Origin of the sequence: Paenibacillus sp. S150, assembly GCF_019352175.1 — a bacterium.
Taxonomy (GTDB): domain Bacteria; phylum Bacillota; class Bacilli; order Paenibacillales; family Paenibacillaceae; genus Paenibacillus_AQ.
In genome coordinates this window covers 15447-31327 of record NZ_JACBYI010000002.1, presented here as the reverse complement: position 1 = coordinate 31327, position 15881 = coordinate 15447, and the positions used below count along the sequence as shown (strand labels likewise).

Sequence of the window (15881 nt, the reverse complement as noted above, 5' to 3'; positions counted from 1 at the left end):
CGAGCTTCAACTGGGAATCCAATCTCATTTCAGCTCTATTGTGCACGCTTTCGGTTCATATGGCAATGTCTAAACCCAATAAATAAACTAAAATAAACGTACTAAAAAAGATTATCCCTTGCTAAATGAACTTATATGGATTAAATTGTACCTATACGAACGAAAATATGTTTGCGAAGGAGATTGAACATTCAATGGAAAGACGTTTCGCATCCCATCCCAATGAAGTTAAGCAATTTGACACTGAGCGCTTGCGCAAGGAGTTCCACATCCCTGTCATTTTTGCTCCGGATGAACTGAAGCTTGTCCTGACCCATGAAGACCGCATGATTGTCGGCGGCGCCAATCCGGTAAAAGAGGATGTCGTGCTTACCACTGACCTTAAGGAGCTTGGGGTTACTTATTTCCTGGAACGCCGTGAACTGGGTGTAATCAATGTCGGAGGCAAGGGCTCGGTTGTTGTAGACGGAACAGAATATGAAATAGATTTCAAAGAATGCCTGTATGTCGGACAAGGCGCCAAGGAGGTTATTTTCAAAAGCGCTGACAGCGCTAAGCCTGCTAAATTCTACCTGAACTCGGCTCCTGCCCATAAGTCCTATCCTACTGTCAAAACAACGCTGGCAGAATCCGAATCCGGCGCCATGGGCGGTCTGGAGAATTCCAACGAACGCACCATCCACCGCTTCATTCATACCAACGGCGTGCAAAGCGCCCAGCTCGTGATGGGCATGACCCAGCTGAAGCCGGGCAGCATGTGGAATACAATGCCTTCCCATACCCACCCCCGCCGGATGGAGGCCTACTTCTACTTCGATCTTCCGGACGATTCCATTGTGTTCCATCTGATGGGAGAGCCAACGGAGACCCGCCACATCGTGATGCACAATGAACAGGCCGTCATTTCCCCAAGCTGGTCCATCCACAGTGGTGTGGGTACGCACAACTACACCTTCATCTGGAGCATGGCCGGAGACAACAAACGCTATGACGATATGGACCCCGTAGGCATGAAAGAATTACAATAGAACAAAAACAACTACGGAAAGATGAGGCAGGCGGATGAACCCGATACGGCGACACGAGATGATTATGGAAGTTATGCTGAACCAGAAGGATGCAACGGTGAACGAGCTGAGCGACAAGCTCCAGGTGACAGGAAAAACCATCCGCGAGGATTTAAGCAAGCTGGAGGAACAGGGACTCATTATTCGTGTCCACGGCGGAGCCGTGCTGGCACAGAGCGACCAGTTCGGCATTCTGCCCTTGAGGACCCCGCTGGATAAATATTCCGAGGAAAAAACGGAGATTGCGCAGCTGGCGCTGGCCCATATCGCAGAGGATGACATTATTGCGCTGGACGGCGGCAGCACCACGCTTGAAATTGCCCGTAGGCTGGACAACATGCCGCTGACGGTCATCACCAATGATGTATACATCATCAGCGAGCTGGTTCAGAGAGACAACATCCGTCTTGTCGTTCCGGGAGGATACCGTGTCCGCAATATGCTGGCCGGCCCCGAAGCCGTCTCCTATGTCCAAAAGCTTAATATAGAAAAAGCCTTTCTGTCGGCAACAGCCGTACATTTAGAGCACGGGCTGTCGATTTACACCGGAGACTTCATTGATTACAAGCAAGCCTTAGTATCCACGGCCCGCACAGTGTTCGCCGCCATCGACCACCACAAATTCGGGCATACCGCGCTGCGCACGTTCGCTTCACTGCAGGAAGTTGATGTGCTGCTGACCGACAGCGGGCTGGCGCCCGGGACCGTGGAGCAGTTCCGGAATGCAGGCGTCAACATTGAATGCGGGTAGTTAAATACTCATTTTAGAGAGCGCCAAGAAACTTATTAATGTATTTTAAAAGGAGAGAATAATTATATGTCATCTTTATTCAGTCTGGCAGGTAAAACAGCAATTGTAACGGGCGCTGCCCAAGGTCTTGGACAAGGGATCGCCCTTGCCTTCGCAGAAGCAGGCGCAGACATCATCTCCGCTTCCCTCAATGCAAGCGACGAGACCGTAGCCGCCGCCCAAGCCTTTGGCGTAAAAGCACTCAGCATCGCAACCGACCTGAGCGATCACTCCAAGCTTCAGGGCATGTTCGACGAAGCGGTTGCTTTTACAGGAAAAGTAGACATTCTCGTCAACTGCGCAGGCATGATCCGCCGCACACCGGCCAAGGACCACAGCGAAAAAGACTGGTTCGATGTAATCAACCTCAACCAGAACACCGTCTTCCTGCTGTCGCAAATCGCCGGCCGCCACTTCCTGGAAAGAGGAAACGGCAAAATCATCAACATCTGCTCCATGCTCTCCTACCAGGGCGGTATTAACGTGCCGGGCTACACTGCCAGCAAGCATGCTGTAGCAGGCCTGACCAAAGCCTTTGCCAATGAATGGGCCGGTTCCGGTCTGAACATCAACGCAATTGCCCCAGGCTACATGGCTACTGAGAACACAGCTCCAATCCGTGCCGACCAGAGCCGTTCCGACTCAATCCTCGACCGCATTCCTGCCGGACGCTGGGGAACTGCCGAAGATGTTAAGGGACCTGCGGTATTCCTGGCATCCGCTGCTTCCGACTATCTGAACGGCCACATTCTGAATGTGGATGGCGGATGGCTGGCCAGATAATTCCGGGCCGCATCCTTCCTGAATGCTGGATTAGCAAGCTTATTAAATAAGACAAACATACAAATTGGCTGCGGGCGGGTCAGAAATGATATCGGCTTACTCTGCAAGCAGCTGCTGCTAATCTCTATAACTCACACCAGAAGGCTGCGCCGTTCCCGCAAAGGACGGTGCAGCCTTTTGGTATCCCGGCAGCCATCCCGGTGCAATCCGATGATCCCTTGAAATCTGTACAATCCCCTCATTTACATGGTAGGCTATTAGAACTGGACACGAGGGAGCGATTAGCATGAACGACGAAATTCTCACCACCTTTGACGCACAGGGCAATGTGACCGGGACCGCCCCGCGCAATGAAGTGCACCGGCAGGGACTTTGGCACGAGACCTTTCACTGCTGGTTCGTCCGGCAGCGCGACGACGGCCGTTATATCTATCTCCAGCTGCGCAGCAAGGACAAGCGGGATTATGCCGGACTGCTCGATATTACCGCCGCCGGACATTTGCTGGCGCATGAGACCGCAATGGACGGCATCCGCGAGGTGGAGGAAGAGCTGGGGCTGGAAATTGCATACGATGAGCTGATTCCGCTGGGCATTATCCCCTATTCCATGGTCAAGGAAGGGCTGATCGACAACGAAAGGGCCAATGTCTTTCTGTATGACAATCATTTTCCGCTCAAGCAATTCCAGCTGCAGAAGGAGGAGGTTGCGGGAATCGTCATGACAGAGTTCAGCGCCTTCCGCAAATTCTGGCAGGGAGAGCTGCAGCAGCTTGAAGTTTCGGGCTTCCGTGTAACGGACAACGGTGAACGCATCGCCATTCAGGAGACGGTGGACATTACCCATTTTGTGCCTCATGATACAGCCTATTACCTGAAGATTATCGCCGGAATTGAGGCGGCGTTCAGTTAAGTCAAGCCTGCGGCTGCGGAATTGATACCCTCTCTCCCAAATAGACAGCAGAAAAGGCAGAGCCCTGACTAACGGGCCCTGCCTTTGTCAACTGCTGAATCAGCGGGCCCGCTTCAGGATCGCCAGGCCATGTACCGGAAGGGTAAGCACCGCTGGAGCAGGCTCTCCAGACTCCAGAACTGTGTATGTTCTGCCGTCCAGCTCTACGGATTGCTCTACACCGCTGAAGTTCTGCACAAAAACATAATCGCTGGCGCCGTCCGTCCGCAGCTGGGCCGTGACGCCCGCGGGCAGCTCGGTGTCCAATGTGCGGACAATCCCCGCCTTCCTGGCAATATTCGCATACAGCTCCACATAGAATCCGGCCTCCTTCACGCGGGTCGCCAGATGATACGCCCGGCCTTCACCCAAACGGTTCAGCGTCAGCGCAGGCTGTCCGGCATAGAAGTCCGTACGGTACGTACCCAGCGTCTCTGCACCTTCGAGATGGATCAGCTCGGCAATCTCATGGGCGTCATAGTCGCCGGCAAGGCTCAGCGCATTGCCCGGATTCATCACCAGCCCGTTCAGGTCCCGGCTGTGCAGGCCTTCCGTCTCTTCGGCCCAAATGCCAAGCGTACGGCGGAGCGGACCCGGGAAGCCGCCCAGATGGCAGAGATCCGTTTCGCCTACCACGCCTGACCAGTAGGTCCCGAGGAAGGTTCCGCCCTGCTCGACGAATTTCTCAATCCGCTTGCCGTTCTCCTCGCTGATCAGATACAGCATTGGGGCAACGACCAGCTTGTAGGCGGACAGCTCCTCCTCCGGGCCGATGATGTCCACTGGAATGCCCAGCTCCCACAAAGCCCGGTAATGCTGGAGCACGGTTTCTTCAAATTTCAGGCCCGAGTTGCGGATTCCCTGCGCATCCTTAATCGCCCAGCGGTTGTCCCAGTCATAAATAATGGCGGTCTGCACAGGCGTGGTTGTTCCCACGACCTCCTGAAGCTCGCTGAGCGTCCGGCCGACTTCGGCCACATCGCGGAAGACGCGGGTTTCCGCGTGGCCGCTGTGGTCGATCACGGCACCGTGGAATTTCTCGCTGGAGCCGCGGCTTTTGCGCCACTGGAAGTACTGCACGGAATCCGATCCATGGGCAATCGCCTGCAGCGAGGACAGCTTGTGCATGCCCGGCCGCTTCAGCTTGCTGACGGTCTGCCAGTTCGTAAGCGATGGCGTGCTTTCCATCAGCAGGAACGGCTTGTGCTTGAAGGTGCGGTACATATCGTGGTGCATCGCCGTCCAGGCTGCCAGACGTGCATCATCATCGTCTTCGGTGTAATGCCAGTCCGGATAGGCATCCCAGGAGACCACGTCGAGAATTTTGGCCAGCTTGCGGTAATCCACGCCGTCAATGTTATGCATATTGGTCGTTACGGGCAGCTTAGGGTTGTATTCACGCACGGAATCAATCTCATGCCGGCAGAAATCAATCGTCGATTCGCTCACAAAGCGCCGCCAGTCCAGGTTAAGGCCGTGAACCTGTGTCTCTCCATGCGGAGCCGGGGACTCCACCTGATTCCAGGAGGTATACGTATGGCTCCAGAAGGTCGCCCACCAGGCATGGTTCAATTCATCCAGGCTGTTGCCGTATTTCACCTTCAGCCATTCCCTGAAGCTCGCCTGGCACAGATCACAGTGGCATTCACCGCCGTATTCATTGGAGATATGCCAGCCAATGACGGCCGGATGGTTGGAATACCGCTCCGCCAGCTTGCCGTTCAGCAGAGCGGTCTTCTGCCGGTAGACCGGCGAAGTATAGCAGTGGTTGTGCCGGACGCCATGCAAATTGCGCACGCGGTTGCGTTCCACCCGCAGCACCTCGGGATATTTCTCCGACATCCAGGCCGGACGCGAGCCGCTTGGAGTAGCCAGGAACGCATAAATCCCGTTCTCGGCGAAGGTGTCCAGAACACGGTCCAGCCAACCGAAGGTGAATACGCCTTCCTCCGGCTCCAGCGATACCCAGGAGAAAATGCCTACAGACATTACATTGCAATCCGCCAGCTTCATCATACGGATATCCTCGCGCAGCACCCCAGGGTATCTCAGCCATTGCTCCGGATTATAATCGGCACCATGCAGCATCGCCGGAATCTTGCTGCTGACCGGAGGTAATTTCATGTTCATTCGTGTGTTCACCCTTTCGGTATGTTGTCCATGGCCGGATCGGACTATTCTCTGATGAAGCCTGAGGTCCAGCCCTGTCCATTTCATGAATCATCCTTTATACTATATATCATATAGGACAATTCAATTCAGACAGTAGGAGTATACACTCGATTTACTAGTACAAAATGAATACGAGGTGAGCTTCATTCTTCCCTTCTCCCTGATAGAAATGCCGCGCGACCTGAAGCGCTTCCCCTTGTATCCCTATTCCGTCGGGCGGCATATCCAGTACCATCATGTCCGTCCCGGCGGCTTCCCCGTTTACCAGATCTTTCTGATCCGCAGCGGCAGAGGCCTGTTCCGGGACCTTGCGACGGGCGAGGAAGCTGTCCTGGAGCCGGGAACGGCTTTTGCCTATCCGCCGGACCGGGGCCATGAATATTATCCGCTGTCACTGGAGCCCTGGCATGTGGGCTTCATCGGCTTCCACGGAGAGCTGTCCCAAGGCCTGCTCGAAGGGATCGGCTTCCTGCCATCCTCCCCGCCGCTGCGCCCGGAGCACTTCGAGGAATGCTGGGAGCAGGTGGGCAGCATCTGGCACACTGTGCACCAGCAGGCAGGCCGCCAGGGCGGGCAGGTGATGCAGGAGCTGTCCGTGGCGCTGTACCGGCTGCTGCTCCTGCTGCGCAGCAGCGCCTCGGCGCCGGGTGCCTCGGGGCGCCTGGAGCTGGAGAACGTCCGCAACGAGGCGCTGCAGAAGGCGGTGAGCCTGATCAATGAGCATTTTACCGAGCCGCTGCTGGTCTCGAATCTCGCGGCTGCCGTAGGCTACTCCGTCCAGCATTTCCAGCGGCTGTTCCTGCAGGAATACGGGATTACACCGCATAAATATTTGCAGAACCTGCGGCTGGAACGGGCGCTGCAGATGATCCGGGAGGATGCCAATACGCCCGTACAGGATATCGCCCTGCATCTGGGCCTGGAGACCAATTATTTCATCCGCATCTTCCGGAAGGCGTACGGCTGTACGCCGGGCATGATGCGCAAAAGAATACATGAATCCTAGCTGCCGCCGTCTCCCTTCCTGACAGGAGCGCAGCATCACCCGGAGAGCCCCGCCAGCGGCGCCGAGAAGCCTGCAAAGCGCTATTGCTCCTTCGCGCTTTGCAGGCTGTTGCAAATGAATAGCCGACATGGCAAGATACAGACAGACAATACATAAATAAGGTGGTAGAGCTTTTGGAGATTTTTGAGTTTATTTTACTGATGCTGGCCGCAATCGCCTTATCCAATCTGATCAACAGGTTTATCCCTTCCGTTTCGGTACCCATTATCCAGATTGCGCTTGGAGTTGGCATTACCTATTTGCCTCTGCACTTTGAATTAAAGCTCAATCCAGAGTTGTTTTTAGTCTTATTCATTGCGCCCCTGCTGTTCAATGACGGACGGCACTCGGATAAAGAGGCGCTGTGGAGTTTGAAGAAACCGATTCTTTTATTGGCGCTGGGACTGGTATTTGTAACCGTTGCCCTGCTGGGCTACTTTCTGAATTGGCTGCTTCCCGTCATTCCGCTTGCTGCGGCCTTTGCCCTCGCGGCGGCGCTTGCTCCTACGGACGCTGTAGCGGTCGGCGCGCTCGAAGAGAAGATCCAAATCCCCCACAAAACGATGAAAATCCTGGAGGGGGAATCGCTCATTAATGATGCTTCCGGTCTGGTATCCTTTCAATTTGCCGCCGCGGCGATGGTAACCGGCGCCTTCTCCCTGCGTTCGGCCAGCCTGAGCTTTATCGGTATTTCCATCGGCGGTATCCTGCTGGGCCTTCTGCTGACCCTTGTGAAATATGTATTTGTGAAATGGCTGCGCAGGCTGGGCATGGAGAACGTTACACTGCATATGCTGATTGAGATCCTGACTCCCTTTGCGATTTTCCTTGCCGCTGAAGAGCTTGGGGTCAATGGAATCCTTGCGGCGGTCAGTGCGGGAATAGCCCATTCCTTTGGCTACAAAAAAATGAACCCTGAAGTAGCCCGGCTGGGCATTGTTTCCAAAAGCACCTGGTCGGTGATCATTTTTGTGCTGAACGGACTGGTTTTCCTGCTCCTCGGCACACAGCTGCCGGAGATTATCCGGACCATTTGGGGCAGCTCCAGCTTTGGACATATCCAGGTAATCATCTATACGCTGGTGTTGACCCTCGCTGTGCTGGCCCTGCGCTTTATCTGGGTTCTTGTGATGAAGCTTCCCGGTACCGATGAAGAGAAGCCTGACCGCAGGCATAAATTCAAAAATGCGCTCATCCTCACCCTGTCCGGGGTGCGGGGAACGATCACGCTGGCAAGTACACTGTCGCTGCCGTTTTTCCTTGATAACGGGAATCCGTTCCCGGAGCGGGATCTGATCATCTTTTTGGCGGCAGGGGTCATTCTGTGGACCTTGCTGGCGGCCAACTACCTGCTGCCTCTGCTGGTCAGAGACGTTGCAGAAGCCGTGGAGATCAACGATGAGACGCATATTGAACTGGAAATCCTGCGCAATGTTGTGATTGCCTTAATCGAACAGACAACCGACGACAACAGAGCCGCTATCGGTAAAATTATCAATACGTACAACTCGCGCATCCGCAAGCTGAAAAAGGACGAAAGCGCCGAAAGGCGGCAGCGCCCGCTGCTCATCGACACGCTCAAATGGCAAAGGGAGAGCACTCTGCTGGCGATTAAGAACAAAGAAGTGAATCCTTTTATGGCTTACCGTACTTTGCACAGACTGAACAAAACACTGTTCCGGTTCACCAAGGACGACCAATACAAAACAGATCTGCTGGCTTTCCGGCAATGGATAGAGGTGTCCGGGATGCTTCAACAGGCTGCCCTAAGCTTTCAGGAAAGGCGTGAGCAATTGGATGCCTTCAGATCCCGCAATATCAAGTATGTTATTGAGAAATTAAATGCTGTGCTGCCTGCGGCGGGCACAGAGATTGAAGAGATTAGCTCGTTGATTCTGCGTTATGAGAGCTTGCTCAGCAGATATACGAGAAGTGAGGCCTCCGCAGCTTCCAGGGAGGACTTTGACGCCGCTCTGGATGAATTGGCCCGGGTAGGCATCCAGTTGGAAAGAGATCAGATTCAGCTCAAGTTCGAATCCGGACAGCTTTCGAGAGCCGGGATGAAGGAAATGAAAAGCAATCTCTTGCTGATGGAGCATGATCTTAGAGAATTGACTGTCTGATCCGCCGATTGCCGCCCCTTCTGAAGAGAACAGTTCAATCAAAAACAGCTGCCGGTCCCGGACTTCATCTGAAGTCCTTGCTGCAGCTGTTTTTGATGTAGCAAAGCCTACAATCAGGCCAAAGCCCGCCAGTGCCCCTTCCCCAACTACACCGCCGCAAACTGGCTGTTGTACAGCAGCGCATAATAGCCGCCGCTCTCCAGCAGCTCTTCATGTGTGCCGCTCTCGACGATATCGCCGTCCTTCATAAAGAGAATCACATCCGCTTCACGGATCGTGGACAGCCGGTGGGCAATCACGAAGCTGGTCCGGCCGGCGATCATCTTGAGGAAAGCCTTCTGGATGCGGGCCTCCGTCAAAGTGTCGATACTGCTGGTGGCTTCGTCCAGAATCAGCATCGGCGGATTTGCAAGCATCACACGGGCTATGGTGAGCAGCTGCTTTTGTCCCTGGGACAGGTTATCCCCTGAACCGGAAATTTTCGTGGCATAGCCTTCGGGCAGCCGCTTAATGAAGCTGTGGGCGTTCGCGGCCTTGGCGGCGGCAATGACCTCTTCCTCAGTGGCCTCCGGCCTGCCGTAGGCAATATTGTCCCGGATCGATCCTCCGTACAGCCAGGTATCCTGCAGCACCATCCCGAAGTTACGGCGCAGGCTGTCGCGGGTAATCTCCCTGATATCGATTCCGTCAATCCTGATGCTGCCGCCGTCTACGTCATAAAAGCGCATCAGCAGGTTGACCAGTGTCGTTTTGCCGGCTCCGGTCTGTCCGACGATAGCCACCCGCGTGCCCGGCTTCACTTCAAGACTGAAGCCCTTAATCAGCGGACGCTCCGGAATATACGCGAAGCTTACTTTATCAAAGGCGATCGTGCCTTGGCTCACACCCATAACATGCGCGTCCTTGTCATCCTGAGGTTCGGGAGGAAGATCCAGAATCGCAAAGATGCGCTGTGCAGAAGCCGTTGCGGACTGCAGCTGGGTGATTACGCCGGTAATTTCATTGAACGGCTTCGCGAACAGATTCGAATAGATCAGGAAGCTGGAGAGAGCCCCGACCGAGAAATGCCCACCGATTACCAGCGCACTGCCGATCATGGCAATTACAGAGAAGGTAATGTTATTCACCAGCCGGGTGGTCGGATTGGACAAGGAACCGTAGAACTGGGATTTGACGCCGGTATGGTACAGCTTGTTGTTCCGCTTCGAGAACTCTGCGAAGCTGTGGTCTTCATAACGGAATGCCTGCACCACCTTCTGGCCGCCGACGATTTCTTCCACGTACCCGTTCAAACCGCCCAGAATTTTGGCCTGCTCGCGGAACAGCTTCTGGGATCGTGTAGTAATGAACCGGGCGACAAAAAAGGTGGCCGGTGCCGAGAGCAGCACAACCAGCGTCATCACCGGGCTGATATACAGCATCAGACCGACAGCTCCGGCAATCGTCACGACTCCGGTCAGCAGTGTGGAGAAGCCCTGCAGCAATCCGTCCGAGACGGCGTCCATATCGTTCACAAACCGGCTGATGCTGTCTCCCTGCGGGTGGTTGTCATGAAACTTCAGCGGCAGCACGTTCAGCTTGTCGAACAGCTCCAGCCGCAAATCATAGACCGTCCGGTAGGCGATCCGGTTGGTATAGTAAGTCAGCAGCCAGCCAAAGAAACTGCCGACAATGTAGACCACAGCCAGCAGCAGCAGCAGCTGGAGCACACGGTTAAAGTCCACTTGTCCGGGACCCACCATATGGTCGACAGCCCGGCCAATCAGCAGAGGGCCGATCAGGCTGGCGATCACGCTCAATATGGCGCAGAATACAGCCGCAATGGCGATGCTTCTATGCTGCTTGGTATAGACAATAATTCTTTTCCAGGTTGCTCCGGCATTCATTGCGCGTGCACCTCCTCAGTTGACAGCTGGGACTGGCAGATTTCCTGATACACCCCGCAGCTCGCCAATAATGCTTCATGTGTGCCGACGCCGGCAATCCGGCCCTCGTCGAAGACAATAATCTGATCCGCCTGGCGTACGGTGCTCACCCGCTGGGAGACCAGCAATACGGTGGTTTCGCTGCGGCTCTCCCGGAGTGCGCGTCGCAGCGCCGCATCCGTGGCAAAATCGAGCGCGCTTGCCGCATCGTCCAGAATCAGGATCGGCGGAGCCTGGACTACCGCGCGGGCGATGGTCAGCCGCTGTTTTTGCCCGCCGGACAAGTTCATTCCGCCGCGGGCAACCGGCGTAGCCAGCCCTTCAGGCAGCTTCCGGATGAATTCCTCAGCCTGGGCGACTCCGGCTGCTTGCATTAGCTCATCGTACGAGGCATCCTGTTTGCCCCAGCGGATATTGGCTTCAATTGTGCCGCTGAACAGTGTGGCCTTCTGCGGCACAATGCCGATCCGGCTCCGCAGCTGCTCCAGCCCGTAATTCCTGACATTTATGCCATCCACCCGGACTTCTCCCGCAAGAACATCATAAAAACGCGGGATCAGATTTACAAAGGTCGACTTGCCGGAGCCGGTGCTGCCGATCAGCCCGACGGTCTCCCCCCGGTTAATGGTCACCGAAATGTCGTTCAGGGCCAGCTCCCCCGTCGTGTTGTAGCCAAACGAGACATGCTCGAAGACAATGGCCGGAGCCTGCTGATCTTCCGGTGGCAGCGCCTGCTTCCCCGAATCTGCAACGGAGGCCGCAGTAGCCAGCACTTCATTCACCCGGTTCGCAGAGGATGAGGCTTTGGTGAAAATAATAACCAGATTCGAGACGACGATCAGCGCCAGCAGAATCTGGGTCACATAATTGATAAAAGCGATAATCTCGCCTTGGGACAGCTGTCCGGCATCAATATGGATGCCGCCTGCCCACAGAATGGCAATGATCGCCGCATTGACTACCAGCGTTGTCATTGGCCCCAGCCAGGCGGAGATGCGGGAGACGCGGATTGCCGTCGCCGTCAGATCCTCCGAGGCGGCGTTAAAGCGCTGCTTCTCGCTGCGGCTCTTGGCAAAGGCCCGGATGACGCGGATGCCGGACAGATTCTCGCTGAGCACCAGCGCCAGATGATCCAGCTTCTGCTGATACTTGCGGTAGAGCGGCGAACTGCGCGTGATGATGAAATACAGGATCACCCCAAACACCGGGGTCGCCGCCAGCAGGATCAGCGACAGCCGGAAATCGAGGATCATCGACATGATGATCGCCCCGATGCAGATGAACGGCGCACGGATCACGAGACGGATCAGCATCGCTACGGCAAGCTGCAGCTGGTTCACGTCATTCGTGATCCGGTTGATCAGCGAAGGCGTGCCGAAGGTATCCAGCTCCGCATAGGAGAGCGCAGAAATATGCTTGAACATCTTGTTGCGCAGCGAAGTGCCGAAGCCCTGGGAAGCCCGTGCGGCATAATACTGGCAGATCATCGAACAGCCGAAGCCTAGCAATGCCATCACCACCATCAGCCCGCCCATCCGGTATACATAAGCACTGTCCTGGCGGCCAATCCCGTTGTTGACAATCAAGGCTACGATCGTTGGCAGCAGCAGCTCAAGAATGGCCTCCAGCAGCTTGAAGATCGGCCCTAGCGTTACTTCTTTTCTGTACGGCTTAAGAAATGCGGCAATTTTAAACACAGAAATCCTCACCTAACTTATGAAATATGTAGCAACTGCAAGCAGAAAGGGCTGCGCCGTCCGTTAATGGAGCATAATGCTTCCGAAGCAGCGGGAAATATAAGGATACAGGATATTGCAGAATATATCCTTTCTTATATTTTGAAAAATGGATAAGACCCGTTATGATTATGTCATACCTGCTAACATATTAATAATATTGGTTTCGTATTCATGCGATACGATTAACATATATCAGACTGATCATACCCGGAGGTTATTTATGGATATCCGTCAATTGAGATATTTCCTGGCTATTGCCGAAGAAGGACAGATTACCTCGGCGGCAAGAAGGCTGCAAATGGCCCAGCCCCCGCTCAGCCAGCAGCTCAGGCTGCTGGAAGAGGAGCTTGGAGTGAAGCTGGTGGAACGGGGTCCGCGCAGCATCCAGCTTACGGAAGCCGGGATGGTCCTGCGGGAACGGGCGCAGCAAATTCTGGAGCTGGCCGACTCCACGACCCGGGAGCTGAAGGATTTTGTCAAAGGTGTACACGGCACACTCTCCATCGGAACCGTATCCTCTTCTGCGGCAACCCTGCTCCAGGAGCGGCTGCTGGAGTTCCATCAAATCTACAGCGGGGTGAAATTCGAGATTCACGAAGGCAATACCTACAGAATTATCGATCTGCTGAACAAAGGCATCGTCGAAGTAGGCATTGTCCGCACCCCCTTCAGCGCCGCCGGCCTGGAGTGTGTCTACACCGCGTCTGAACCTATGATTGCCGTGATGACGCCTGAATATGACTGGACCCGCGGAGAGTCCGCTATTGAGATTGGAGAGCTGAAGCATCAGCCGCTCATTATCTACCGCCGCTTCGAGCAGCTTATCCGCGAGGCGGCCCTTGAGAACGGCTTCGATCCGCAGATTTTCTGCATGAATGACGATGCCCGCACTACCCTGCTCTGGGCCAATGCCGGTCTTGGCATCGGCATCATCCCGAGGTCCGCCTTCACTCTGGCCGACAACAGCAACGTAATCGCTAAGGAAATCCTTGGCGACTCGCTGAACACCCGGGTGGCCGCAGTCTGGATGAAGGATAAGTACCTGTCTTCCCTGGCAGGGAAGTTTATTGAGAACTTTCAGACGTAGCGGCATTGTTGTCCCAAATACAGCAGAATGCGATTTATCGCCAACCTTAAAGCTTTCTATTGCAGAAAATGCAAGCATCCCAGTAAATAGCCAAGGATTGGGAAATCACATCACGTTTTTACCCTCAACCGGCAAAAACCCGCCCCGGTCAGCACCGGAAGCGGGTTTGGCTGGTCAATCTACTGCACGGCGGAGCCGCTGCGGATTAAACCATGATTTTGCAAATATCATTCGTGAACTGCACCGGATCATTCACCTGCAGACCTTCGATCAGCAGCGCCTGATTGTACAGCAGGTTCGTGTACAGGCCCAGCTTCTCCTTGTCCCCTTCAGCGGCAGCCTTCAAGGATTTGAAGACATCATGATGGATGTTGATCTCCAGCACCTTGTCCGCCTGCACCTCCTGGCCATTCGGCATCGCTTTGAGGATCTTCTCCATTTCAATCGTCAGCTCGCCTTCCGTAGAGAGGCAGACCGGATGCGATTTCAGGCGTTTGGAGGCCTTGACGTCCTTTACTTTGCCGGAGAGGATGCCCTTCATGGCTTCGAACAATTCCTTGTTCTCGGTTTCTTCCGCTTCCGATGGCTTCTCGTCGGCATTCTCTTCAAGCCCCAGGTCGCCGCTGGATACGTTTTTGAATTCCTTTTCCTTATAGGACATAATCATCTTGATCGCAAACTCATCGATATCATCGGTGAAGTAGAGAATTTCGTAGCCCTTGTCCGAAACCAGTTCAGTCTGCGGCAGCTTCTCAATGCGTTCCACCGAATCCCCGGAAGCGTAATAGATATACTTCTGGTCTTCCGGCATTCTTTCCACGTATTCAGCCAGCGTTACCTGTTTCTTCTCCTTGGAGGAGTAGAACATCAGCAGGTCCTGGAGCGTTTCTTTTTCCATGCCATAGTCGTTGTACACCCCGAATTTCAGCTGTCTGCCGAAGGAGGTGTAGAACTTCCCGTATTGCTCCCTTTCATCCTTCAGCAGGCTCAGGAGCTGGCTCTTGATTTTGCTCTTGATGTTCTTGGCAATCAGCGTCAGCTGGCGGTCATGCTGCAGCAGCTCGCGGGAGATGTTCAGCGACAGGTCCTCGGAATCAACCATCCCTTTGACAAAGCTGAAGTAATCCGGCAGCAGATCCGCGCATTTGTTCATGATCAGCACACCGTTGGAGTACAGCTCCAGGCCTTTTTCATACTCCTTGGTGTAGTAATCGAACGGCGTGTTCTCCGGGATGAACAGGATTGCATTATAGACCACCGCGCCGTCGGCACTGATGTGGATATGCTTCAGCGGCTTGTCGAAGCCATAGCGCTTCTCGGTGTAGAAATTGTTGTAATCCTCTTCCGTCAGCTCATTTTTGTTCTTGCGCCAGATCGGCACCATGCTGTTGACGGTTTGCTCTTCCTTCGTTTCCTCGAACTCGCCTTCGCTGCCTTCCTTCGGCTTGCTGCTGGTGATATCCATCTTGATCGGGAAGCGGATGAAGTCAGAGTATTTCTTAATAATCGATTTCAGGCGGTATTCTTCCAGAAACTCGTCGTAATTGTCTTCTTCAGTGTTGGCTTTGATCTTGAGTGTAATCTCGGTGCCTACGCTGTCCTTCTCGGCCGGCTCAATGGTATACCCGTCCGCTCCCTGGGATTCCCATTTGAAGGCCTGCTCGCTGCCCAGCGCCTTGCTGACCACAGTAACATCGTCCGCCACCATAAAAGCGGAATAGAAGCCAACGCCGAACTGCCCGATAATGTTGTGGCCGTCCTTCGCTTCGTTATCCTTCTTAAAAGCAAACGAGCCGCTGTTCGCGATAATCCCCAGGTTGTTCTCCAGCTCTTCCTGGGTCATCCCGATCCCCGAATCGGAGATAGTCAGCGTACGGCTTGCCTTGTCCGCAGTTACCTTAATGTAGTAATCCTCTTTATTGAACACCAGCCCTTCATCGGCCAGCGCTTTGTAATAGATTTTGTCAATGGCATCGCTCGCATTTGAAATCAGTTCCCGCAAAAAGATCTCGCGCTGCGTATAAATCGAATTAATCATCATTTCCAGCAACCGTTTGGATTCGGCTTTAAACTCTTTTTTGGCCATGAATAAGTGAATCTCCTTTCAATAATAACCTTCTAGTAGCTTCCAATTGATTAGCACTCCGCTTCATTGAGTGCTAACACTTCCTTTTATATACCATATTCTCGTTTTTGGTGTC

Annotated in this window: 11 protein-coding genes; 7 read left to right on the top strand and 4 right to left on the bottom strand. The window is 54.2% G+C overall.

All coding sequences use genetic code 11. The features are described from left to right. Positions 1–194 precede the first annotated feature (194 nt). The 4 genes from kduI (at position 195) to HYD27_RS02720 (ending at position 3550) form a co-directional block, all read left to right on the top strand. On the top strand, positions 195–1028 hold the full coding sequence (kduI, locus tag HYD27_RS02735) for a 5-dehydro-4-deoxy-D-glucuronate isomerase (RefSeq protein WP_219211197.1): 834 nt from the start codon (positions 195–197) through the stop codon (positions 1026–1028). 34 nt (positions 1029–1062) lie between these two features. Beyond that, complete coding sequence (locus HYD27_RS02730) at positions 1063–1818, top strand: DeoR/GlpR family DNA-binding transcription regulator (protein ID WP_219211195.1); 756 nt, start codon at positions 1063–1065, stop codon at positions 1816–1818. Positions 1819–1884: 66 nt separating this feature from the next. Next, entirely contained in the window at positions 1885–2640 is a 756-nt protein-coding gene (kduD, locus tag HYD27_RS02725; protein WP_219211193.1) for a 2-dehydro-3-deoxy-D-gluconate 5-dehydrogenase KduD, read from the top strand. A 286-nt stretch (positions 2641–2926) separates the two neighbouring features. Continuing rightward, positions 2927–3550: an NUDIX hydrolase gene (locus HYD27_RS02720; RefSeq protein WP_219211191.1), complete on the top strand. Its 624-nt coding sequence runs from the start codon at positions 2927–2929 to the stop codon at positions 3548–3550. 99 nt (positions 3551–3649) lie between these two features. On the opposite strand, the gene HYD27_RS02715 is transcribed toward HYD27_RS02720, so the two are convergent. After that, positions 3650–5719, bottom strand: coding sequence for a beta-galactosidase (locus HYD27_RS02715; protein WP_219211189.1), 2070 nt, complete (start codon positions 5717–5719; stop codon positions 3650–3652). Between the two features lie 178 nt (positions 5720–5897). Between HYD27_RS02715 and HYD27_RS02710 the strand changes: the two genes are divergently transcribed. Then, positions 5898–6767: an AraC family transcriptional regulator gene (locus HYD27_RS02710; protein WP_309242005.1), complete on the top strand. Its 870-nt coding sequence runs from the start codon at positions 5898–5900 to the stop codon at positions 6765–6767. Between the two features lie 173 nt (positions 6768–6940). Next, entirely contained in the window at positions 6941–8929 is a 1989-nt protein-coding gene (locus tag HYD27_RS02705) for a Na+/H+ antiporter (protein WP_219211187.1), read from the top strand. Between the two features lie 146 nt (positions 8930–9075). Here the strand turns inward: HYD27_RS02705 and HYD27_RS02700 are convergent, their stop codons facing one another. Next, positions 9076–10815, bottom strand: coding sequence for an ABC transporter ATP-binding protein (locus HYD27_RS02700; protein ID WP_219211185.1), 1740 nt, complete (start codon positions 10813–10815; stop codon positions 9076–9078). Then, positions 10812–12551 carry an ABC transporter ATP-binding protein gene (locus tag HYD27_RS02695; protein WP_219211183.1) on the bottom strand — a complete coding sequence of 580 codons (1740 nt, stop codon included), beginning with the start codon at positions 12549–12551 and terminating at the stop codon, positions 10812–10814. Before HYD27_RS02695 ends, HYD27_RS02700 begins: the two co-directional genes overlap by 4 nt. A 262-nt stretch (positions 12552–12813) precedes the next feature. On the opposite strand from HYD27_RS02695, the gene HYD27_RS02690 reads away from it, so the two are divergent. Beyond that, positions 12814–13680, top strand: a complete 867-nt coding sequence (locus HYD27_RS02690) for a LysR family transcriptional regulator (protein WP_219211180.1) — start codon at positions 12814–12816, stop codon at positions 13678–13680. 205 nt (positions 13681–13885) lie between these two features. On the opposite strand, the gene htpG is transcribed toward HYD27_RS02690, so the two are convergent. After that, positions 13886–15766 (bottom strand): molecular chaperone HtpG, encoded by a 1881-nt coding sequence (gene htpG, locus HYD27_RS02685; RefSeq protein ID WP_219211179.1) that lies wholly within the window; start codon positions 15764–15766, stop codon positions 13886–13888. Positions 15767–15881 lie beyond the last annotated feature (115 nt).

What these genes read in the sequence shown, in the direction of transcription:
- kduI (WP_219211197.1), top strand. Translation starts at nt 195, where the DNA reads ATGGAAAGACGTTTCGCATCCCATCCCAATGAAGTTAAGCAATTTGAC.
- HYD27_RS02730 (WP_219211195.1), top strand. Translation starts at nt 1,063, where the DNA reads ATGAACCCGATACGGCGACACGAGATGATTATGGAAGTTATGCTGAAC.
- kduD (WP_219211193.1), top strand. Translation starts at nt 1,885, where the DNA reads ATGTCATCTTTATTCAGTCTGGCAGGTAAAACAGCAATTGTAACGGGC.
- HYD27_RS02720 (WP_219211191.1), top strand. Translation starts at nt 2,927, where the DNA reads ATGAACGACGAAATTCTCACCACCTTTGACGCACAGGGCAATGTGACC.
- HYD27_RS02715 (WP_219211189.1), bottom strand. Translation starts at nt 5,719, where the DNA reads ATGAACATGAAATTACCTCCGGTCAGCAGCAAGATTCCGGCGATGCTG.
- HYD27_RS02700 (WP_219211185.1), bottom strand. Translation starts at nt 10,815, where the DNA reads ATGAATGCCGGAGCAACCTGGAAAAGAATTATTGTCTATACCAAGCAG.
- HYD27_RS02690 (WP_219211180.1), top strand. Translation starts at nt 12,814, where the DNA reads ATGGATATCCGTCAATTGAGATATTTCCTGGCTATTGCCGAAGAAGGA.
- htpG (WP_219211179.1), bottom strand. Translation starts at nt 15,766, where the DNA reads ATGGCCAAAAAAGAGTTTAAAGCCGAATCCAAACGGTTGCTGGAAATG.